Origin of the sequence: Georgenia deserti (genome assembly GCF_042680605.1) — a bacterium.
Lineage (GTDB): Bacteria > Actinomycetota > Actinomycetes > Actinomycetales > Actinomycetaceae > Allobogoriella > Allobogoriella deserti.
The window spans coordinates 687,990-708,879 of record NZ_JBHUEE010000002.1 but is presented as its reverse complement, the minus strand read 5'-3'; the positions used below and the strand labels follow the sequence as shown (position 1 = coordinate 708,879).

General features: G+C 72.0%; 20 protein-coding genes. 7 read left to right on the top strand and 13 right to left on the bottom strand.

Annotation, left to right across the window (positions count from 1 at the left end; genetic code table 11):
• Positions 1-92: 92 nt before the first annotated feature.
• Complete coding sequence (locus ACFSE6_RS06845) at positions 93-770, bottom strand: uracil-DNA glycosylase (RefSeq protein WP_388003986.1); 678 nt, start codon at positions 768-770, stop codon at positions 93-95.
• A gap of 95 nt (positions 771-865) precedes the next feature.
• On the opposite strand from ACFSE6_RS06845, the gene ACFSE6_RS06840 reads away from it, so the two are divergent.
• The 3 genes from ACFSE6_RS06840 to ACFSE6_RS06830 all read left to right on the top strand — a co-directional run bounded on the left by ACFSE6_RS06840 (position 866) and on the right by ACFSE6_RS06830 (position 3,438).
• Complete coding sequence (locus ACFSE6_RS06840; protein ID WP_388003983.1) at positions 866-1,159, top strand: DUF3263 domain-containing protein; 294 nt, start codon at positions 866-868, stop codon at positions 1,157-1,159.
• A 110-nt stretch (positions 1,160-1,269) separates the two neighbouring features.
• Positions 1,270-1,878: a LytR C-terminal domain-containing protein gene (locus ACFSE6_RS06835; protein WP_388003980.1), complete on the top strand. Its 609-nt coding sequence runs from the start codon at positions 1,270-1,272 to the stop codon at positions 1,876-1,878.
• A 75-nt stretch (positions 1,879-1,953) separates the two neighbouring features.
• Complete coding sequence (locus ACFSE6_RS06830; protein WP_388003977.1) at positions 1,954-3,438, top strand: phytoene desaturase family protein; 1,485 nt, start codon at positions 1,954-1,956, stop codon at positions 3,436-3,438.
• Between the two features lie 123 nt (positions 3,439-3,561).
• Here the strand turns inward: ACFSE6_RS06830 and ACFSE6_RS06825 are convergent, their stop codons facing one another.
• Genes ACFSE6_RS06825 through ACFSE6_RS06815 form a run of 3 tightly spaced genes read right to left on the bottom strand, consistent with a single transcriptional unit; the run spans position 3,562 to position 6,485 of the window.
• Positions 3,562-4,344, bottom strand: a complete 783-nt coding sequence (locus ACFSE6_RS06825; protein ID WP_388003974.1) for an SGNH/GDSL hydrolase family protein — start codon at positions 4,342-4,344, stop codon at positions 3,562-3,564.
• The gene (locus ACFSE6_RS06820; RefSeq protein WP_388003971.1) at positions 4,341-5,795 is read right to left on the bottom strand and encodes a glycoside hydrolase family 15 protein; all 1,455 of its coding nucleotides are present in this window, start codon (positions 5,793-5,795) and stop codon (positions 4,341-4,343) included. The genes ACFSE6_RS06825 and ACFSE6_RS06820 overlap by 4 nt, the downstream gene beginning before the upstream one ends.
• A gap of 15 nt (positions 5,796-5,810) precedes the next feature.
• Positions 5,811-6,485, bottom strand: a complete 675-nt coding sequence (locus ACFSE6_RS06815; protein ID WP_388003968.1) for a phosphatase PAP2 family protein — start codon at positions 6,483-6,485, stop codon at positions 5,811-5,813.
• A gap of 245 nt (positions 6,486-6,730) precedes the next feature.
• On the opposite strand from ACFSE6_RS06815, the gene groL reads away from it, so the two are divergent.
• Positions 6,731-8,359, top strand: a complete 1,629-nt coding sequence (groL, locus tag ACFSE6_RS06810; protein ID WP_388003965.1) for a chaperonin GroEL — start codon at positions 6,731-6,733, stop codon at positions 8,357-8,359.
• 129 nt (positions 8,360-8,488) lie between these two features.
• Here groL and ACFSE6_RS06805 read toward each other — a convergent pair whose 3' ends face one another.
• The 7 genes from ACFSE6_RS06805 to ACFSE6_RS06775 form a co-directional block, all read right to left on the bottom strand.
• Complete coding sequence (locus ACFSE6_RS06805) at positions 8,489-8,692, bottom strand: hypothetical protein (protein ID WP_388003962.1); 204 nt, start codon at positions 8,690-8,692, stop codon at positions 8,489-8,491.
• Positions 8,693-8,735: 43 nt separating this feature from the next.
• Positions 8,736-9,941 carry a mandelate racemase/muconate lactonizing enzyme family protein gene (locus ACFSE6_RS06800; RefSeq protein WP_388003959.1) on the bottom strand — a complete coding sequence of 402 codons (1,206 nt, stop codon included), beginning with the start codon at positions 9,939-9,941 and terminating at the stop codon, positions 8,736-8,738.
• A complete protein-coding gene (locus ACFSE6_RS06795; RefSeq protein WP_388003956.1) occupies positions 9,938-10,921 on the bottom strand; it encodes a 2-hydroxyacid dehydrogenase in 984 nt (327 codons plus the stop codon). The genes ACFSE6_RS06800 and ACFSE6_RS06795 overlap by 4 nt, the downstream gene beginning before the upstream one ends.
• Before the next feature lie 85 nt (positions 10,922-11,006).
• Entirely contained in the window at positions 11,007-12,290 is a 1,284-nt protein-coding gene (locus ACFSE6_RS06790; RefSeq protein WP_388003953.1) for a TRAP transporter large permease, read from the bottom strand.
• Positions 12,287-12,865 carry a TRAP transporter small permease gene (locus tag ACFSE6_RS06785; RefSeq protein ID WP_388003950.1) on the bottom strand — a complete coding sequence of 193 codons (579 nt, stop codon included), beginning with the start codon at positions 12,863-12,865 and terminating at the stop codon, positions 12,287-12,289. Before ACFSE6_RS06785 ends, ACFSE6_RS06790 begins: the two co-directional genes overlap by 4 nt.
• Entirely contained in the window at positions 12,862-13,905 is a 1,044-nt protein-coding gene (locus ACFSE6_RS06780; RefSeq protein WP_388003947.1) for a DctP family TRAP transporter solute-binding subunit, read from the bottom strand. Before ACFSE6_RS06780 ends, ACFSE6_RS06785 begins: the two co-directional genes overlap by 4 nt.
• 69 nt (positions 13,906-13,974) lie before the next feature.
• The gene (locus ACFSE6_RS06775) at positions 13,975-14,643 is read right to left on the bottom strand and encodes an RraA family protein (protein ID WP_388003944.1); all 669 of its coding nucleotides are present in this window, start codon (positions 14,641-14,643) and stop codon (positions 13,975-13,977) included.
• Between the two features lie 115 nt (positions 14,644-14,758).
• Between ACFSE6_RS06775 and ACFSE6_RS06770 the strand changes: the two genes are divergently transcribed.
• Positions 14,759-16,774, top strand: coding sequence for a prolyl oligopeptidase family serine peptidase (locus ACFSE6_RS06770; protein ID WP_388003941.1), 2,016 nt, complete (start codon positions 14,759-14,761; stop codon positions 16,772-16,774).
• A 13-nt stretch (positions 16,775-16,787) separates the two neighbouring features.
• Here ACFSE6_RS06770 and ACFSE6_RS06765 read toward each other — a convergent pair whose 3' ends face one another.
• Both ACFSE6_RS06765 and ACFSE6_RS06760 read right to left on the bottom strand, forming a co-directional pair.
• Positions 16,788-18,224: a multicopper oxidase family protein gene (locus ACFSE6_RS06765; RefSeq protein WP_465254126.1), complete on the bottom strand. Its 1,437-nt coding sequence runs from the start codon at positions 18,222-18,224 to the stop codon at positions 16,788-16,790.
• Between the two features lie 74 nt (positions 18,225-18,298).
• A complete protein-coding gene (locus ACFSE6_RS06760) occupies positions 18,299-18,748 on the bottom strand; it encodes a hypothetical protein (RefSeq protein ID WP_388003935.1) in 450 nt (149 codons plus the stop codon).
• A gap of 157 nt (positions 18,749-18,905) precedes the next feature.
• Between ACFSE6_RS06760 and ACFSE6_RS06755 the strand changes: the two genes are divergently transcribed.
• Together ACFSE6_RS06755 and ACFSE6_RS06750 are read left to right on the top strand one after the other, a co-directional pair.
• Complete coding sequence (locus tag ACFSE6_RS06755; protein ID WP_388003932.1) at positions 18,906-20,183, top strand: sensor histidine kinase; 1,278 nt, start codon at positions 18,906-18,908, stop codon at positions 20,181-20,183.
• Positions 20,180-20,839 carry a response regulator gene (locus tag ACFSE6_RS06750; protein WP_388003929.1) on the top strand — a complete coding sequence of 220 codons (660 nt, stop codon included), beginning with the start codon at positions 20,180-20,182 and terminating at the stop codon, positions 20,837-20,839. The genes ACFSE6_RS06755 and ACFSE6_RS06750 overlap by 4 nt, the downstream gene beginning before the upstream one ends.
• The last annotated feature ends 51 nt before the right edge of the window (positions 20,840-20,890 follow it).

Sequence of the window (20,890 nt, the reverse complement as noted above, 5' to 3'; positions counted from 1 at the left end):
ACCCTAGGCATCGAGTACCTGGCGAGGAGAGTGCTCACCCACTGGCCGCTACCGGAACCGAGTCTGCCCGGTGGCCGACCCGGTAGCTCCCATTAGGCGAGTGCCCAGTCGACCGGTGGTGCGCCCGCGGCGGTCAGCAACTCGTTGGCACGGGAGAACGGCCGGGAGCCGAAGAATCCGCGCGAGGCCGAGAGCGGACTTGGATGTGCCGAGGCGATGATCGGGGTCGAGCCGAGCATCGGCCGCAACGTGCCGGCGTCGCGCCCCCAGAGGATGGCCACGAGCGGCGTCTCGCGCGCCACGAGGGACCGGATGGCGTGCTCGGTGATCGCCTCCCATCCCTTTCCGCGGTGGGACGCGGGCGCGCCGGGACGAACGGTCAGGACCCGGTTGAGCAGCATCACGCCGCTGCGCGCCCAGCCGGTGAGGTCGCCGTGCGGGGGAACGGGATGGCCGAGATCGTCCCGGAGCTCCGCGAAGATGTTCTGCAGGGACCGCGGCGCCGGTCGCACGTGCGGTTGGACCGAGAACGACAGTCCCATCGGGTGGCCGGGCGTGGGGTAGGGGTCCTGGCCGACGATGAGGACGCGGACCTGGTCCATCGGATACGTGAAGGCGCGCAGCACGTCCTCGCCGGCGGGCAGGTATCCGTGGCCGGCGCGATTCTCCTCACGCAGGAAGTCGCCCATCGCGTGGATCTGCGGTTCCACCGGGGCCAGGGCACGGGCCCAGCCGGCATCGAGGATGTTCTCCAGGCTGGTGGCGGTCACGGTGCTGAAGGGTAACGTCGCCGGAGCAGGGCGTGTAATGACATGATTGTGATTCGCCCCTAGCATGGGGGGGCACCGTCGGGAGGAGGACACGCATGACATCCGCGCACGCAGAGCAGGCGTCCGTCAGCGCTGCCCCCGGCCTGAGTGAGACCGAGACCGCCATCCTGGCGTTCGAGCGGCAGTGGTGGAAGTACGCCGGGGCGAAAGAGACCGCGATCCGCGAGCTGTTCGACATGACCGCCACGCGTTACTACCAGGTCCTCAACCAGCTCATCGACTCCGAGGCCGCGCTTGCCGCGGACCCGATGCTCGTCAAGCGCTTGCGCCGGATGCGGGCCAACCGGCAGCGTGAGCGCTCGGCGCGCCGGCTCGGTGGCGACATCTGAGCGTCACCGGTGCGCCGGATGGCTCTGAACGCGTGTCGCTGATGCGCCGGCGCGGCGGCGCGCCCGCCGGCGTGTCCGCGCCGCTGGCGATGAACGGATAACCTCCCGTTGTGACCACGCCTGACGAGTACCCCGAGGACGAGTTCGACGTCGCGGGACGCGAACGGAGCCCACAGGGCGTCCACCGCGGCGCTCGGCCGTTGTGGCGGACCCTGCTGCCCGTCGTCGCCGTGATCGTGCTCGCGCCGCTGCTCGCCTGGGGGGCCATTCAGCTCCTCGGGGGCTCGGACGACCCCGCACCGACCGCCGGGGCGACCGAGACCACGGACGAGGCCACGGAGGACGAGGCCACCGAGGAAGCCACTGAGGACGAGACGACCGAGGAAGCCACCGAGGAGGAGACCACCGAGGAACCCACCGAGGAGGAGACCACCGAGGACGTCCAGTACGACACCACGATCACGGTCCTCAACGGTGCCGGCATCGGCGGCCTCGCCGGTCAGACGGTCGAGCAGCTCGCGGGCGAGGGATTCACCAACGGTGTCGCCTCCGATTACACCTCAGCGGTGCCGGAGACGACGACGCTCTACTACAACAACGCCGAGCTGGAGCCGACCGCACAGGAGGTCGCCTCCGTTCTCGGCATCACCAACGTCGTCGAGAGTGCGGGCGCCACAGAGGCCATCGCCATCGTGCTCCGGTCGGACTTTGCCGGCTGAGACGTGCGTGTGTGACGCGATGCCGCAGTGGCGGACGGCGGGCGCCGACGGCCGTGGCCGGATAGGCTGACGACGATGCCCCGGGAGGTCCGCGACGCCGTCGTCATCGGGAGTGGTCCCGGCGGCCTCGCCGGTGCGGTCACCCTCGCGCGAGCGGGCCTGGACGTCCTCGTCCTCGAGGCGCAGCCGACCATCGGCGGCGGTGCTCGCACGCTGGACCTCGGGCTCGCGCCCGGGATGCGCCACGACCTGTGCTCGGCCGTGCACCCGCTGGCCATCGGGAGCCCGTTCTTCCGCGCCTTCGACCTCCCGGCGCGGGGCGTCGAGCTCGCAGTGCCCGAGATCGCCTATGCGCAGCCGTTCGAGCAGCGCGACGCGGGAATCGCGTACCAGGACCTGGACCGGACCGCCGCGGAACTCGGCGCTGACGGTCCGGCCTGGCGTTCGCTCCTGGGCCCGCTCGTCGAACAGATCGACGCCGTCATCGCCCTCGGCCTGGGCGACCACCGCACCGTGCCGCCCGAAGTGCTGCGGCCGGGCGGCGCGCGAGCAGCCGCCGCCTTCGGCGCCGCCGTGCTCGAGCAGGGCACGCGCGCCTGGGACCGGCGGTTCTCCGATCAGGTCGCGCCCGCCTTGCTCACCGGTGTCGCCGCCCACACGATCAGTCCACTGCCGTCGCTGGCGGCTGCTGGGACCGCACTGCTGCTCGGCGCCCTGGCCCATGGTGTCGGCTGGGTCATCCCCGTCGGGGGCAGCCAGGCGATCACGGACGCGCTCACCGACGACCTGCGGGCGCACGGCGGCGAGATCCGCACCGCCGAGCCGGTCACCACATGGCGACAGCTGCCGCGGGCACGTGCCTACCTCGTCGACACCACCCCGCGCGGGCTCGTCGACATCTGGGGCGAGCGCATGGCCTCCGGCCACCGCGCCTGGTTCGAGCGCTTCCGGCACGGCAACGCCGCCGCCAAAGTGGACTTCGTGCTCTCCGGCCCCGTGCCGTGGCGCGATGCCCGGGTGGGTCGGGCCGCCACCGTGCACGTGGGCGGGAGCAGAGCCGAGATGGCCGCGGCGGAGAACGCGGTGCACGCCGGCCGGCACGCCGACCGCCCGTTGACGCTGGTCTCGGACCCGACCGTGGCCGACCCCTCACGCGGTACCGGCGGCCTGCGCCCGCTGTGGACCTACACCCACGTCCCGGCCGGTTCCGACATCGACGTCACCCAGACCGTCACCGCCCAGATCGAACGATTCGCGCCCGGATTCCGGGACGTCGTCGTCGCCTCCCGGTGCATTCCTGCCCGTCGGATGCCGGAGCACAACGCCAACTACGTCGGGGGCGACATCGCCGGCGGCGCGGTCACGATGTGGCGCATGGCGGCGGGCCCGCGTCCGGGCTGGCATGTCTACGACGGCGGAATCCCGGGCGTCTACCTCTGCTCGCAGGCCGTGCCTCCGGGCCCCGGCGTGCACGGCATGACCGGCTGGTTCGCCGCCCGGCGCGCGCTACGCGACCGGTTCGGCATCACCGTCGCACCGGAGTTGGGGCCGCGGGGCTGAGCCGACGGCGGTCGGCGGCTGCGCGTTCACGATCGACCACTCGACACGGGAATGACCACTCGGCACACAATTGACGACTCGGCGCAGGTGGGCGGGCGCGGGTGTGCCGAATGATGGGGCGTGTCAGACGCGGACGACCTCGGGCTCGGGGCGTTTGGGCTGGATCCGAGAGCCTGAGGATGTGCGCCGCAGGCGGCGTCCCACCCAGGGGCCCATGTGCGTCCGGGCCCAGGTGAGCTCCCCGCGCAGCCACTCGGCCCGGGCAGGCCGCGGCAGCGGTTCCAGGGGGTCGTCCCAGTTCGGGGTGTCCGGCGCCAGGTCGAGTCCGGCGAGTGCGGCCTGGGCCACCCGTTCGTGGCCGGCCGCGGTCATGTGGACCCGGTCCTCGGCCCACATCCGCCGATCGCGCAGGCTGCGCATGCCCCACAGGTCCATGACGAACGCCCCGTGCCGTCGCGCGATCGACCACAGGTGACCGTTGAAGATCGCGACCTTGCCACGGATCGCACGCAGCAGCCCCAGCGCCGGGTCGACGCCGGTGGCCAGCAGGACGTCCGCCCCTTCGCCCCGGGCCGAGGCGACGGCGCCCTCGAGGAGGCGCGCCAGCGCGTCGGGATCGGCGCCGGGCCGCAGCAGATCGTTGCCGCCGCCCACGAGTGAGACGAGATCCGGACGCATCGCGAGCGCCTGGGGGAGCTGGGTCTCGACGATCTGCCCGAGCAGCCGGCCACGGACGGCGAGGTTGGCGTACTCGAGCGGCTCAGGCCGGGACCGCGCGGCCAGGTGGTGCGCGAGCAGGTCCGCCCAGCCGCGGGTGCGTTCGGCGCCGTCGGGCAGGTCCCACAGCCCCTCGGTCATCGAGTCGCCGAGCGCGACGTACCGGTGCCACGTTCCAGGTTGACTCACAGGTGGCCTCCCTCCTCGAGTGCGGCGACCGCGAGCACGACGTTCGCACTGGACCAGGTCAGTGGTGCAACCGCAGCCGGCGCCCCGTTCGCCAGGACCTTCTCGGGGATCGCACCCGAACCGGTGCGATGGGCCATCACCCAGTCGAGGTATCCGGTGGCCCGGTGCGGGTGTCCGTTCGTCGCCGCGGTCAGCGCGTACAGCGTGGTCTGCGGCGTCCACGAGATGCCGTCGCGCTTCCATCCCACGCCCGGGGCGACGCCTCCGGCCGGCCGTGACATCTCCTCGGTGGAGAGCAGCCATGCCTCCTCGGCGCCGCTGGGGGTGCGGTCGGTGAACGGGGGGAGAAGCATCGCCGTCGCGGCGTCGCGGCCCTCTCCGCCGAGCAGCGCCGACAGCGGGTTCCCGCCGTCGGCGTACCGCTCGTACCCCCCGGGCCCGAACGTCGTCTCGACGGCGGTGCGCATTTGAGCGGCGCGCTCGGAGACGGCCTCGGCGCGAGCGATCTCACCCTGGTCTTCGTACAGTCCTGCGGCGCTCTCCAACCCGGCCAGCATCGGTGCCACGGTGCCGAGCGTGAGATCGCGTTCGCGCACCTCCCAGTAGTCGGCCGACGGCGGCGGCAGGTGCGGCTCCTCGGCGGTGAGCCGGAGGATCTGGTCGGTCGCGGCGTCCACCAGCGGGCGTAGGCGCTCGAACGCCGCGGCCCGGGAACCGGCGTCCTCGAGCCGGTCGGCCACCATGGCCGTGGCCCACAGGACCCAGCCGTTGCCGTCGAGCTGAATCCCGCGCCCGTCCGGCACGCCGCTGCCGTCGGGAAGGTAGCGGGCCTGGAAGCCGTCCGAGCCCTCGCGCAACGAGCCCACGAAATCCAGGACGTCGAGGGCGTCGTCGGTGTGGCCGGCCGTCGCGAGTGCGGCCGCGACGAACGAGGCGTCCCGTGGCCAGACGTATCGCCAGCGGTCGGTCCAGGCCGCGACTGCGGCGCCGGGCGCCGCCACGGTGCGTGAGCCACCGTCGGCGAAGGTTGCTCCGGTGAGGACGTGGATGTCGAGCAACGCGCCTCTGACCATCTCCTCGTACGGTGTGCCGGCGCCCGGCACGGTGCCACCGGCGAGCCAGGCACGGTGCTCCTCGGCGATCGCCGAGGCGTCCGGGTCGTCGGCGTCAGAGGCCAGGACCCGGCTGCCCGGCAGGTACTCCACCGGACGGTTGGGCGGGACCTCGGCCACGCTGCCGTCCGCGCGGACGTGGACGCCGTCGAGGTAGAGGTCGATGTAGGCCTCGGTGGACTCCGTGGCCTTGAGATGAACCGACCACGCCGCGGCCGTGACATAGAGGACGACGGCGAGGGTCCAGGCCAGCCAGCGCCGCCGGCCCGTGCGTGGCGGCACCGGGTCGGCAACCGACTCCGGGCGCGCCGAACGCTCGGATGTCGCGGCCGTGGTCATGATCCGCAGGGTACGTCAGGGGCCGGACGGGGTCGGGGCGCCCTGGTGCCGGCGCCGGACCGGTCGGGCGCCGGCCGCGAGCACCGCGAGGACCCACGCCGAGGACAGCAGCCAGCCGGCGACGACATCGCTCGGCCAGTGCACACCCAGCACGACCCTGGTCGCCCCTACCGCGACGGCGAGCAGCACGCCCGCCGCCAGCACGACGGGCCGCCACGGCCTGGGTGCGCGGGGCAGCAGCACGACCAGCAGGATGCCGACGCCGAGCGTCGTGCCGCCCGTGTGCCCGCTGGGGAAGGCATGGCCGGCGGCCTGCAGCAGCGGGTCCGCCAGGTCCGGTCGGGCCCGTCCCACCAGCTCCTTCACCGTCACGTGGAGCAGTCCACCCCCGGCCGCGGCGACCGCCACCAGCAGTGCCGTCGCGCGTTCTCGCAACGCCAGGAGCACCAGGGCCGCCAGGGGGAGCACTACCCACCACGTCACCGGCGCGCCGGCGTGGGTGACCACCCGTGCGGCGGCGACGAGCCCCGGGCGACCGGCCACCACCTCGTGCACCCGGCCGACGACGGCGAGATCCGTCGCCACGAGCGGTTGCCAGTTGGCCACGACGCCGGTGGTGAGCGCCACGAGCACCAACGCCAGCACGCCCGAGGCGACGGCGGCGCTCCGCCGCGGGGACGTGGCCGTCATGGCGACCTCCGGTGCAGGGGCACGCTCTCCGCGAGCATCATCGCCTGCATCCTCCCGTATGGTCCCGGGCACCTTGCACTCGCACCGTGAGAGTGCCAGTATCGAGTTAGCACTCTCGGCACGAGAGTGACAAACACGTCAGGTTGGTCGGTGAGGCCACGGGGGCGGCGGGACGTGACCGTCGTCGTCGGGGTCGTCCGTCGCGGGCACCGCCAGCCGCACCACCACACAGTGGAGGAACAAGCATGGCAAAGACCATCGCTTTCGACGAGGATGCCCGTCGCGGCATGGAGCGGGGTCTGAACAGCCTCGCCGACACCGTGAAGGTCACCCTGGGCCCCAAGGGCCGCAACGTCGTCCTGGAGAAGAAGTGGGGCGCCCCCACCATCACCAACGACGGCGTGTCCATCGCCAAGGAGATCGAGCTCGAGGAGCCGTACGAGAAGATCGGCGCCGAGCTCGTCAAGGAGGTCGCCAAGAAGACCGACGACGTCGCGGGTGACGGCACCACCACCGCCACCGTGCTCGCCCAGGCGCTCGTGCGCGAGGGCCTGCGCAACGTCGCGGCCGGCGCCAACCCCATCGCCCTGAAGCGCGGCATCGAGAAGGCCGTCGAGGCCGTCACCGAGAAGCTCTTCAGCCAGGCGAAGGAGGTCGAGACCAAGGACCAGATCGCGGCGACCGCCGCCATCTCCGCCGGCGACCCGGCCATCGGTGAGCTCATCGCCGAGGCGCTGGACAAGGTCGGCAAGGAGGGCGTCGTCACGGTCGAGGAGTCGCAGACCTTCGGCCTCGAGCTCGAGCTCACCGAGGGTATGCGCTTCGACAAGGGCTACCTCTCGCCGTACTTCGTGACGGACCAGGAGCGCCAGGAAGTCGTCCTCGAGGACGCCTACGTCCTGCTCGTCGAGTCCAAGATCTCGAACGTCAAGGACCTCCTGCCGCTGCTGGAGAAGGTCATCCAGTCCGGCAAGCCGCTGGTCATCGTGGCCGAGGACGTCGAGGGCGAGGCCCTCGCGACCCTGATCGTCAACAAGATCCGCGGCACCTTCAAGTCGGCCGCCGTCAAGGCCCCCGGCTTCGGCGACCGCCGCAAGGCGATGCTGCAGGACATGGCCATCCTCACCGGTGGCCAGGTCATCTCCGAGACCATCGGTCTCAAGCTCGAGAACGCCGACCTCGACATGCTCGGTCGCGCCCGCAAGGTCGTCATGACCAAGGACGAGACCACGATCGTCGAGGGCGCCGGTGACGCCCAGCAGATCGAGGGCCGGGTCCAGCAGATCCGTACCGAGATCGAGAACTCCGACAGCGACTACGACCGTGAGAAGCTGCAGGAGCGTCTGGCGAAGCTGGCCGGTGGCGTGGCGGTCATCAAGGCCGGCGCCGCCACCGAGGTCGAGCTCAAGGAGCGCAAGCACCGCATCGAGGACGCCGTGCGCAACGCCAAGGCTGCCGTCGAGGAGGGCATCGTCGCCGGTGGTGGCGTCGCTCTCATCCAGGCCGCCAAGGAAGCCTTCGAGTCGCTGCAGCTCAGCGATGACGAGGCCACCGGCGCGTCCATCGTCAAGGTCGCGATCGACTCCCCGCTCAAGCAGATCGCCGTCAATGCCGGCCTCGAGGGCGGCGTCGTGGCCGAGAAGGTGCGCGGGCTGCCCGCCGGCCAGGGCCTCAACGCCCAGACTGGCGAGTACGAGGACCTGCTGGCCGCCGGTGTCTCCGACCCGGTGAAGGTGACCCGTTCCGCGCTGCAGAACGCGGCCTCCATCGCCGGCCTGTTCCTCACCACCGAGGCCGTCGTGGCCGACAAGCCGGAGAAGCAGCCCGCTGCGCCGGCCGGTGGCGAGCCGGACATGGGCGGTATGGGCTTCTGATCTGACCGATCAGCGCCTCGAGCGCGTGGCCCGCCTCGAGCGGAACCACGGCTCGGACAGACCGGAGGGCGGCACCGTGAGGTGCCGCCCTCCGGCATGTCTGCGAGCGGGTCAGCGGTGAGAGTGCCCTCAGCGATTCCGGGACTTCGCCGGCTGCGGCCGCCAACGCCGGGTGCCCACCGCGAAAACCGCCGTCAGACACGCCAGAGCGAGGACGGACCAGACATTGTCGTGCTCGCCGGGCCGGAACAGGGATGGGATGAGCAGGATGAGCGCGGCGCCGGAGATGGCCGTCCCGATCAGGCTCAGGACGCACAGCCACGTCTTGTTCATCGTCGACCTCGGGGAAGTGATGGCGGGCGGCGGTCCGTCCAGGCTACCGGCGGCTCTCGACCAGCACGGCGTCTTCTCGCGAGAAGAGATCAGGTTGTAACTCGATGCCGTGGCCGGGGGCGTCGCTCGGGGTGATGGTGCCGTCCGCGATGACCGGCAGCTCGACGACGAGGTCCCGGTACCACGAGGTGTAGAACGCCCGTACTGTCTCCTGCAGGAACCCGTTCGGCAGGTGCGCCGACAGGTGCGCCGAGGTGGCCAGGACCACCGGACCGGTGCAGTCGTGGGGCGCGATCGGCAGTCCGTGCGACTCGGCGATCGCGGCCACCTTTCGCGCCGCGGTGACCCCGCCCAGCCAGCCGACATCGGCCATCGCGATGCCGACGGCTCCGGAGGCGAACAGGCGGCGGAAGTTCGTGGTGCCCGCCACGGTCTCGCTCAGGGTCAGCGGAGTCCGGGTCCGGTCCGCGATCCGGCGCAGTCCGTCGAGCTCCTGGGTCGGCAGCAGGTCCTCGTACCAGTACGGCCGGTACTCGTCCGCCGCTGCGGTGATACGCAGCGCCGCGGGCAGCGACCACATGGAGTGGAACTCCAGCATGACGTCCATCGCGTCGCCGACGCGCTCGCGGATCTGCCGCAACGGCTCGAGCCCCGCGCGCAGCTGGGTCGTGGTGATCTCCTGACCGTGGGTCTCTTCCGCGATGGTGTCGAAGGGCCAGATCTTCATCGCGGTCACGCCCTGTTCGAGCAGGCTCTCGGCCAGCGTTCCGGCGTCGGTGAGGAAGGCCTGCAGGTCCTCGTACGGGCCCGGCGGCTCGGCCTCGTCCAGGCCCCAGTTGTCGCTGCCGACGCCGGTACCGGCGCCACGGGTGTAGCCGTAACCAGCGCACGTGTTGTAGATCCGTACGGCCCTACGGCTGCGCCCACCGAGAAGCTGGTAGAGCGGCTGGCCGGTGACCTTGCCGAACAGGTCCCACAGGGCGATGTCGACCGCGGAGTTACCCCGGCTCTCCACCCCGGCCCCGGCCCGGCCGAGGACGCCGGAGAGTCGACGGGCATGCGCCTCGATGGCGAGCGGGTCCTGCCCCAGCAGCGCCGGAGCGACCGTCTCGTGGATGTACGCCTCGACGGCCGCGGCGCCGATGAACGTCTCGCCGAGGCCGCTCACGCCGTCGTCGGACTCGACGAGGACGTGGACGAGGTTGGCGTGCTCGGGTAGCCGCAGGGTGCGGATGCGATCGATCCTCACGAACGCGCCTCCCGGATCAGGTTGGTCAGGTCCTCGCCCCGGGCGAGCCGGGCGAGATTCTCGCCGACGACGTCGGCACGGCGCCGGAAGGTCTCCTCGGTCACGCCCGAGTTGTGCGGTGTGAGGACGACGTTGTCGAGCTCGCCGAAGGGAAGGGCCGCCGGCAGCGCACGGTGTCCCGGCTCGGGCGGCGGCTGGTACCACACGTCCAGTCCCGCGCCGGCGATGCGGCCCGAGCGCAGCGCCTCGTAGAGCGCCTCTTCGTCGACCACGGGGCCGCGGGCGACGTTGATCAGGCACGCGGTGGACCGCATCCGGGCGAGCTCGGCCGCGCCGATCAGTCCGCGGGTGTGCTCACTGAGGGGCACGCAGACCACGAGGAAGTCGGACTCGGCGAGGAGCTGGGGCAGGGCCTCCTCCCCGCCGAGGAAGTCCAGCCCCTCCTCGTCGCCGGGGCGGGGGCGTCGGCGGACCGCCCGTACCGTCATCTCGAACGCGGAGGCCAGCCGTGCGACCTCGCGCCCGATGTGCCCGTAGCCGACGATGCCGACGCTGCGGCCGGCCAGCGTCGTGTCCAGCGGCACGCCCGGGTCGTGGTTCGGATTGAGCCACCGTCCGTGACGTAGTGCCCGGTCGGTGGTGAGCAGTCGCCGGGACAGCGCGAGCATCACCATGAGCACGTGCTCACCCATCGAACGTTCGTGCTCGTAGACGTTGGCGACCGCGACGTGGGGCGGCAGTGCGTCGACGTCGATGGCGTCCGTGCCCGCACCGGCGGCGTGGACCAACCGCAGTTTCGGCGCCGCAGTCGCCATCGCGGCGGTGTATCGACCGCCGACGAAGACCTCGGCGTCGGCGAGTGCCGCCTCGACCGCGCCCGCGTCCGCGGGGTCGGGATAGCTCCAGCGCGCCTCGGGCAGGTGCTGTTCCAGGGCGGGCGCGAACCGGGCGAGTGAGCGATCGGCGACGACGACGTGCATGGCGTCCTTCCGGGTGCGGTCGGCCTCGGCGGGCCGGTCTGGGCGGGTCGGTCGGGGCGGTGGGTCAGGGGCCGATCCGTATTGGCTATCCGGTGAACCCGAACGCCGTCGGTAGTGCCAGCGTGATGGACGGGACGAACGTCACGAGCAGCAGGCAGGCCACGAGCGGGACGTAGAACGGTGCGACGCCGCGGAAGATGTCGGAGACCGAGACGTCGGTGACGTCGCTGAGGACGTAGCAGATGAGGCCGACCGGTGGGGTCACCAGGCCGAGCAGCACCGAGAGGATGACGACGCTGCCGAAGTGCAACGGATCGATCCCCAGCTCCTGGGCGGTGGGCAGCAGCACCGGGGCGAAGATCAGCAGTGCCGAGGCCGGTTCCAGCAGCATCCCGGCGATGAGCAGGATGACCAGGGTCATGCCCAGGAACACGGCCGGGTTCTCCGAGAGCCCGGTCAGGGTGTCGGTCATCGCCTGCGGCACCTGTTCCAGGGTCATGACCCGCCCGAAGAGCGAGGCCGCGGCCACGAGGACGAGGATGGCGCCGACGTTCCGCGCCGTGGTGGCCAGCACCCGCCCGAGCACGGCCCGGGTGAGCACCCGGGAGACCAGTCCCAGTATGACGAGGTAGCCGACGGCCACGGCGGCCGCCTCGGTGGGGGTGAAGACGCCGACGAGGATGCCGCCGAGCAGCAGCACCGGAGCGACCAGCGCCGGCACGGCGCCGGCCGCGGCCCGGGCCCGCTCGGACCAGGTGGCCTTGGGGCTGACGAGGTCGTGCTTGTCCCGCGCCCAGATGAAGACCGAGAGCATCAGCGCGAGGACCAGCAGCAGGGCCGGCAGGATCCCGGCGATGAGCAGCCCGCCGAGGGAGACTCCGGCTGCCACCGCGTACAGCACCGCCGGGATCGACGGTGGCATCACCGGCCCGACGATGCCCGAGGCGGCGGTGATGCCGGTGGCGAACGAGGAGGGGTATCCCCGCTTGAGCATGGCCGGAACCTCGATCCGCCCGAGGGCGGCGGAGTCGGCCAGGGCCGAGCCGCTCATCCAGGAGAAGCCGAGGCTGACCGTGACGTTGACGTAGCCCAGGCTGCCACGCAGGTGGCCGAGGAACTTGTCGGCTGCGGTGAACAGCCGTTCGGTCACTCCCGTCTCGTTCGCGAGGGCGCCCATCATGATGAACAACGGGACGGCGACGAGCGGGAAGCTGTTGAGACCGCCGGCCGTCGTCGGGATGACGGCGGTCAGCTCCTCCGGCCCCTGGACGGCGAAGTAGACGAGGCTCGGCAGGATCAGGGCGAAGAAGACCGGAACGCCGAGGAGCAGCAGGACGAGGACGCCGGCGATGACGAGGAGGACGCTCATGTCAGCCTCATCTCGTCGGTGAGGGCCTCGCCGTCCTCACGGTGCCCGTGCCCGTGGCGCGCCGCGGCCAGCAGCGCGGCGAGGTTGCGCACACTGTGCAGGGCGATGAGCAGGAACCCGAGGACGACGCCGAGGTACACGGTCGCCATCGGGACGCCCAACGAGGGGGAGCTGACGAGGGCGCTGCGGCTGAGCGTCTCCACACTCAGCACCAGGATGACCACGGCGGTGACGAGAGCGGCGAGATTCGCGACCACGCGCAGGCGTCGGCGCCGTGCGGCACTGCCCCGGCTGCGCAGCAGCAGCACGGCGATGTGCTGGTCGCCGTGCTGGGTCAGCGCGGCGGCCAGGAACGCGGCCCAGATCAGGGTGAAACGCGCCAGCTCGTCGGAGCTGGCCAGCGGTTGCTGCAGCACGTAGCGGGCGACGACCTGGGCCAGGGCCACCACGACGAGGAGCACCAGCAGTGCGGCGGCGATCCACTTCTCGGCGACCGCCACGCCGTCGAGCACACGTGCCAGGCGGTGCGATGGTGCCCCCTCGTCCACCTCGGGGGTTCGTGCCGTCTCGTTCATCGGCTCTCCTCCGTCAGCTCCAGGTAGAGCTCGCCCCAGTCCTCGGCGTAGGCGGAGTCCTCGCCGGTGTAGACCTCGCGGGCGTGCTCGCGGAAGGCGTCCATGTCGAGCTCGTCCTCGCCGACGACTTCGATGGCGTCGGTGGCACGCCAACGCTCGAGGATTTCCTCCTCGGCGTCGGCGATGCACTGGTTGACCTCCGCCGCGGCATGGTCGGCGGCCGCCTCGAGCACCTGACGCTGCTCGTCGGTGAGCTCCTGGTACGTCGACTCGGACATCGACAGGATCGAGACGTTGACGACGTGCCCGGTCATCATGATGTACCGCTGGACCTCGGTGAGGTTGGCCGTGTCGATCTGGACGAGCGGGTTCTCCTGTGCCTGGACCAGGCCCTGCGAGAGCGCGAGGTAGAGCTCGCCGAAGTCCACCGGGGTCGGCGTCGCCCCGAGCGCCTCGGCGGTGGCGCGGCTGGAGGCGGTCTGCTGGGTCCGCATCGCCGAGCCCGCCAGGTCGTCCGGCGAGGTGATCGGCCGGTTGGCGGTGATGTGCCGGCTGCCGAGCGCCCACAGCGGCCCGAGGATGCGCACGTTGTGCGTGGTCCGCAGCGGCTCGATGAGCTCACCGCCGATCTCGCCGTCGAGCAGGTCCTGCAGCTCCTGCTGGTCCTCAACCGAGAAGGCCGTCTCCAGGGCGCCGATCCGGTCGTCGAAGATCGTCAGCGACCCCAGGCCCGGGACGGACAGGTCGAGGGATCCGGCCTGGATCTCCTCGAGATTCTCCTCGTTCGAGCCGAGCTGGCCACTGGGGAAGATCTCCAGGCTGAGGTTGGCCTGCGGGTGGTCGGCCAGCTCGCGTTGCATGTGTTCCAGTCCGCAGACCTGATACGGGTGGTCGGGGGTCTGGGCGTGGGCCGCGCGGAGCTCGACCGGTGGATTCTCGCCCGGGGCGGCCTCGGCCGAGCGATCGGCGGCGCACGCGGACGCGAGCAGGACCGCGGTGAGGACGACGGCGAGGGCGCCGCCGGGATGACGTGCAGCCATGGTGTCCTTTCAGCGTCGTTGATGCTGGACGACCGGGTGCGGGCGAGCGTACGCCGAGCCCGGTGCGGGTCAGAACTTGCCGTGCCGGAGGTACGCCTCACGCGGCGGCGTGCCGTCCCGGATGGCAGCGCGGACGAGGTTCTCCTGCTGCATGGCCGCCTCGGCGGCGGCGACCACCTCGGCCACGTCCTCACCCGGGATGAGCACCACACCGTCCTGGTCGGCGAGCAGGTAGTCACCGGTGGTGACGGTGACCTCGCCGATGCGGATCGGCTCACCGAGCGCAGTCGGCGCCCACCGGCCGCGGATGTCCGCCGGGGTGTCGTAGCGGCGCCAGACCGGGAAACCCAGTTCGCGCACCATGTCCGTGTCCCGGCATCCGCCGTCGACGACGTAGCCGCGGACGCCTCGCAGTTGCAGCGTCTCGGCCGAGAGTTCGCCCATGTGCGCGATCGTGGAGTCGTTCGGCTGGCAGACCAGCACGTGGCCGCCCGGGGCCTCCTGGAGGAGTCCGGTCCACTCGAGCATCGTCCGGTGGACCTCGAGGCTCTCGTCGATCGCGCCCTCGACGGTGAACACCGGGCCCGCGAGCCGGGCGTCCGGCCGCAACGGACGAAGGGTGGAGGGCAGCGTGCGCACCTCGCGGCCGGCGTCTCGCATGACGTCGTAGATCACGCCCGTATAGGTCTCGGCCAGCCGGGCCGCCAGGTCCTGCCCGGACTGTCTCACGTCGTGCACGCGCGTCTCCTCGGCGTCGTTGCCTATCAGGTCCGCGTAGATCCTATAGGTGGCGTTCCGCGTCCGCATCCCACCACGTCACCGGCCCGGCGCCGGGCTCTTAGGGTGAGGAGCCATGCCCCATCCCGACCCGGCCACGACGTCCCCGGAGCCCGGCTTCTCGGACTTCACCGACATCGACGCCTTCGTCCGCCTCCCACGCGTCACCTCGTTGACCGCCGGGCCGGACGGCCGGCTGGTCGCCGCCGTCCAGCAGCCCGACGACGCCGGCGCCCGGCTGGTCTCCTCACTCTGGGAGCTCGACCCGGGCGGTATGCGCCCGGCCCGGCGCCTGACGTTCTCCGAGCAGGGCGAGTCCTCGCCCGTCCTCACCCGGGACGGCGATCTGCTGTTCACCTCCGCCCGGCCCGACCCCGCCGGCGAGGGCGACGATGAGGAGGAGGCCGCGATCTGGCGGCTGCCGGAACGTGGCGAGGCGAGCGTGCTCGCCGCCGCACCGGGCGGTCTGGCCATCCGTGCCGTCGCAGACGACGGCACGGTTCTCGCCGCCACGTCGGTCCTGCCGGGCGGCGACCTCGACGACGACGGCGAACGCCGCCGGAGGCGCCGCGAGAGCAGGAACAGCGCGATCTGGCACACCGGCATGCCGATCCGTGCCTGGGACCACGAGCTCGACGACGTCAGTCCCCGGCTGGTTCTCGTCTCCCCGGACGGCAACCTGCGGGACCTCGCGCCGGACGCGGAGACGGTCAGCCTGCGCGACGCCTCCGCCGATCTGGCCCCGGACGGCACCACCGTCGCCACCACCTGGACCACCCGCGCCCGCGGCGGCCGGACCCGGACCGGCGTGGTGCTCATCGACGTCGCCACCGGCCGCCGGACCACGCTGGCTCCAGGTGCCGACACGCACGACTGGACCGCGCCCGCCTTCTCCCGCGACGGCCGCTGGCTCGCTCTGACCCGGACGACGACGTCGACACCGACGGACACGAGCTACAGCTTCCTCGAGATCTGGCCGCTCACCGATGGCGACCCGGTCACCGTCGACCTCGGCGACCTCACGGTCAGCGAGTACACCTGGACCGACGCCGGGACCCTTCTCGTCGCCGGCGACCTGCACTCCTCCGGCGCGATCCTCGCCTTCGCCCCCGACGGCACGGTCCGCACCCTCGCCCGGGACGCGGTCTACTCGGCCCTGGCCGTCTCCGGAACGGCAGTCTTCGCGCTGGGCTCCGACATCGCCACCCCGCCGCGGCCGGTCCGGATCGAGCCCGAGAACGGCCTCGACCTGCCCGCGCCGGGCCAGGTCGCCTCCCTGCCCGGCACGCTCGAGCGGGTCGAGACCGAGGTGGACGGCGCCACGGTCGGCGCATGGCTGTGCCGGCCCACCGGCACGAACACCACCGACCCCGCCCCCGTGATGCTCTGGATCCACGGCGGCCCGCACATCTCGTACAACGCCTGGAGCTGGCGCTGGTGCCCCTGGCTCGCCGTCGCACGCGGGTACGCCGTGCTCATGCCGGATCCGGCCATGTCCACCGGGTACGGTCACGCCGGACTCAATCGCGGGTGGCCGCGCAGGGCCGACGTCGTCTACCGCGAGTGCGAGAGCCTGCTCGACCTCGTCCTCGCCCGCCCAGAGTTCGACGAGACCCGAACCGCGATGCTGGGCGCCTCCTTCGGAGGCTTCATGGCCAACTGGATCGCCGGGCACACCGACCGCTTCCGCGCCGTGGTCTCCCACGCCGGACTGTGGGCGCTGGAGCAGCAGCACCGGACCACCGACGCCGCGGCGTCCAAGATGCGGGTGCACCCGGCCGAGCAAGCGGCCTGGTACGAGACCTACTCGCCGGACCGCGCCGTCGCCTCCATCACCACCCCGATGCTCCTCACGCACGGCAACCGCGACTACCGCGTCCCGGTCAGCGAGGCGCTGCGACTGTGGTGGGAACTGGTCTCGCGCTGGGACGGCGATCCGGAGGATCTGCCCCACCGGTTCCTGCAGCTGACGAGCGAGAACCACTGGGTGCTGACGCCCTCGAACCAGGTCACGTGGAACGAGACCGTCCTCGCCTTCTGCGACCAGCACGTACGCGGCGGCGAGCCGGTCCCGGACGTCCTGCCGTGGTGACGGCGGGCGCCGGTCAGTGGTGGTGGGCCACCTCGCCGGCCCGCTGACCGGGCTCGACGACGACGAACTGGCCCATCATGCCCTCGTCCTCGTGCAGCAGCATGTGGCAGTGGTACATGTACGGCCAGTCCGGGTCTGCGTAGTCCTCGAACCGCATGATCAGCCGGTAGGTCCGGTTCGGCTCGAGATAGACCGTGTCCTTGCGGCCGGACAGCTCCGGTGGCGGCGCCTGGCCGTCGACGGGGAGCACCTCGAACTGCACGTCGTGGATGTGGAAGCTGTGCGAGACCGGGTGGCTGTTCGTCACCTCCCAGATCTCCGTGGTGCCGACGGTGACCGTCTCGTCGATCCGGTTCATGTCCATCCGCAGGCCGTTGATCTCGCGATTCTGCAGCTCGAAGGTGCGGGTCACGGTGGCCTCGGCCTCCGCCAGCCCGGTGTCCTCGTACTGCCAGTCGGGCTCGGGGGAGGGGTTGAGGCGCTCCGCCGCGCGCAGCTGCAGGACGTCGAAGGAGTCGTTGCCGCCGAACGCGAACGGTGCCGCCACACCCCCCAGGTCCGGGTCCTCGGAGCGCAGCACCGTGCGCTCGCGCGGCCGCATGGTCACCACGATCTCGGCGCGCTCTCCGGGCGCCAGGCGCAGGCTGTCCATCCGGACCGGGCGGTCCAGGAGCCCGCCGTCGGTCGCGACCAGCTCGAACGGACGGTCAGCGAGGACGAACTGGTAGGTCCGGGCCGTCGAGCCGTTGAGCAGCCGCAGCCGGATCCGTTCGGTCGTCACCTCGTGGTAGGCGCCGACCGTGCCGTTGGTCATGACGACGTCGCCGAACAGGCCGACCTCGTTCCCCTCGGAGTCCGCGTCCAGCCGGCCGGCGTCGTCGAACTTCTTGTCCTGGACGATCACCGGGACGTCGTCCACGCCGTACTCGCTCGGCAGGGAGGCAGCGCGGGAATACTCATCGTCCAGCAGGAACAGCCCGGCGAGCCCGCGGTAGACGTGCTCCTCGGTCGCCCCGTGCGGGTGCGGGTGATACCAGAGCGTGGCCGCCGGCTGGTCGATCCGCCAGGTGGGCCGCCACGTGCCACCCGGTTCGATCGGCTGGTGCGGCCCGCCGTCGTACCGCGCCGGCAGGTGCATGCCGTGCCAGTGCACGCTCGTGGTCTCCGACAGCTCGTTGGTGACCTCGACGGCGACCTGCTCACCGCGGGCGGCCCGCAGTGTCGGCCCGAGGTGGGCGGCGTTGAAACCCCAGGTCGGCGTCTCGATCCCGGGCGCGAATGCGGTTCTGCCCTCCTGGGCGGTGAGCTCGAACACCCGCACGCCGTCACGGAGCCGGGAGGCGGCCAGCGGCGGGATCGCCAGCGGCCGGTCGAACTCCTGGCCCTGGACCGGGCTGGTGCTCGGGATGGCGTCGCACCCGGCGAGGGCGGCGACGCCGGCGCCGAGCATGCCCGCCAGGACGGTCCGGCGCGCGAGCGCACGGCGGCGCGTGGGACCGGGCAGGTGTGGGCGCTCGGCCCGGCTCACGACTGCCCGCCGCGCAGCCGTTGGACGCCGAGGGCGAGGACGCCGGCGACGGCGCCCCAGATCGCGTTGGTCGCCAGGATCGCGACGATGCCGATCGGCTGTGCCAGCGGGCCCTGGAGGGTGCCGGTCAGCAGCGGGGACAGGATCCCGCTGAGCAGGGTGCTGTAGACGGCGTAGGCGACGCCGGCCAGGGTGAGGGTCAGGACCGGCCGGGGCACGCGGCCGATGCCGACGAGCGTCACCCACAGGGCGGTGATGAGCAGGGTGAGTCCGATTGCGGTCGCCGGCGTGCCGAGCACCTCGTCGACCCCGGTGATGCGGGCGAGCGGCCGTGCCAGGGCCAGGGCGCCGAGGCCGAGGACGAGGGACCACCGCACGGATGGGGCGCCCCCGGCCGCTCCGTCGGATGAGGAGTGAGAGGGGAATGAGGACGGGTTCTGTGTCATGCCGAGAACGCTAGAAAACGGCGCCATGCCGCCACATCGGCCCGCAGGCGTCTTGTCCGCCCGCCGCTGCGCGACGCTCCCTGTCGCTTCCGGGCGACACCACCCTGACGCCTCGAGGCGATGTCTCCGGGACCACCCGGGTTCGTAGGCTGACCGGGTGCCCACGACGCCGCGCGACGAGGTCGACCCCCGGCTGGTCGACGTCGTCCTGGCGCTCGGGATGGCCCTGGCGGTCGCCGTGCTCATCGCGGCCGACTTCGAGAGCTCCGGCCGGTCCGGCCCGGTCGCGTACCTGTTCGCCGCCGGGTTCGGGGTCCTGGTCCTCCTGCGCCGGCGGGCGGCACGGGTCATGCTGGTGCTCACCGTGCTCGGCGTGTTCACGTACTACGCGCTCGGGCTCCCGGTCATCGGCATCGCGTTCCCGGCGGTGGCGGCCCTGTACTCCGCCGCCGAGGTCGGGCGTACCTGGTGGGCGGCCGGCTCCGGTGTGGTGCTCGTCGCGGTCGCGGCGTATTTCCGCGTGATCGAGGGGCAGCCCACCACCTACCTCTACGGGTACGAGCTGCTGACGAACATCGCGCTCGCGGCGGCCTCCGTCGCGCTCGGCGTGGCCGTGCGCCGGACACGGGAGACGCGCCGGTACGCCCACCGCGTGCGGTTGCTGACCGAGGCCGAGCAGGCTCAGCAGGCGGACCGCCGACTGCAGGCCGAACGCGTGCGTCTCGCTCGGGACCTGCACGACGCCGTCGGTCACAGTCTGTCGGTCGTCTCCCTGCACAGCGGCGTCGCCGCCGAGGCCGTCGGCCACGACGACACCGCGGCGCGCGAGGCGCTGGAACGGGTGCGGGAGGCGACGGCGGCGAGCCTGCGCGAGCTGCGCACCACGGTCAAGCTGCTGCGCACGCCCGGGACCGACGAGGCCCCGCCGGGCAGCCTCGTGACCGGGGGCGTGGAAACCCTGCTGCGTCCGGTCCAGGCTGCCGGCCTCGCCGTCGAGGCCGACATCGACCTCCCTGCCGGCGCGATCGACACCGCCGTCGACGCCGCCGCCTACCGCATCGTCCAGGAGGCGTTGACGAACGTGGTGCGGCACGCGGGTGCGCGTCGCGTGCGGATCGGTGCTCGCCTCGACGGCGACCGGTTGCGGCTGCAGATCGCCGACGACGGTCACGGGCTTGCCGGGACGGGCGGGGGGCGTCCGACCCGCTCGGTGACCGGCCGTGGCGTGGCCTCCGGCACGGGGGCCGGTACCGGCACAGGGGCCAGCAACGGCTCCGGGGTCGGCAACGGCTCCGGGGTCGGCAACGGCGCCGGGCAAGGCCTGGCCGGCATGCGTGAACGCGCCGCCCTGCTCGGCGGGACGCTGCAGGCCGCCGACAGACCGGAGGGCGGCTTCCTCGTCTCCGCCGACCTACCCACCAGACTGAGCCCATGATCCGCATCGTGCTGGTCGACGATCAAGAGCTCGTGCGCACCGGGCTGCGCAGCCTCGCCGAGCGCGACGGCGACATCACCGTGGTCGGTGAGGCCGCGACCGGTCGCTCGGGACTCTCCCGGGTGCGTGAGCTGAGGCCCGACGTGGTCCTCATGGACATCCGGATGCCGGAGCTCGACGGCCTCGAGGCCACCCGGGAGATCGTGGCCGACCCGGACCTGCGCGGCGTGCGTGTCGTCGTGCTCACCACCTTCGACGAGGACGAGCACGTCTTCGAGGCGATCCGCTCCGGTGCCGCCGGATACCTGCTCAAGGACATCACGCCCGGCGATCTGCGACAGGCGATCCGGGTGGTCGCGGCCGGTGAGTCGTTGCTCTCGCCACAGGTGACCACGCGGGTGATGCGCGCCCTGGCGGTCGGAGCACAGCCGCGCCGCGACGACGGGCGCCTCGCCGGCCTGACGGACCGGGAACGTGAGGTTCTCGAGGGCGTGGGGCGCGGGCTGACCAACGACGAGATCGCCCGTGAGCTCTACCTGAGTCCGGCGACGGCGCGGACCTACGTCAGCCGGCTGCTGACCAAGCTCGACGCCCGCGACCGTGCCGCGCTGGTGGTACTCGCCTACGAGTCGGGGCTCGTCCGCCCCGGCGGCTGAGGGAGCGTGCCCCTGGCCGCAGACCGGGCCGGACAGGATGGCCGATGGCCG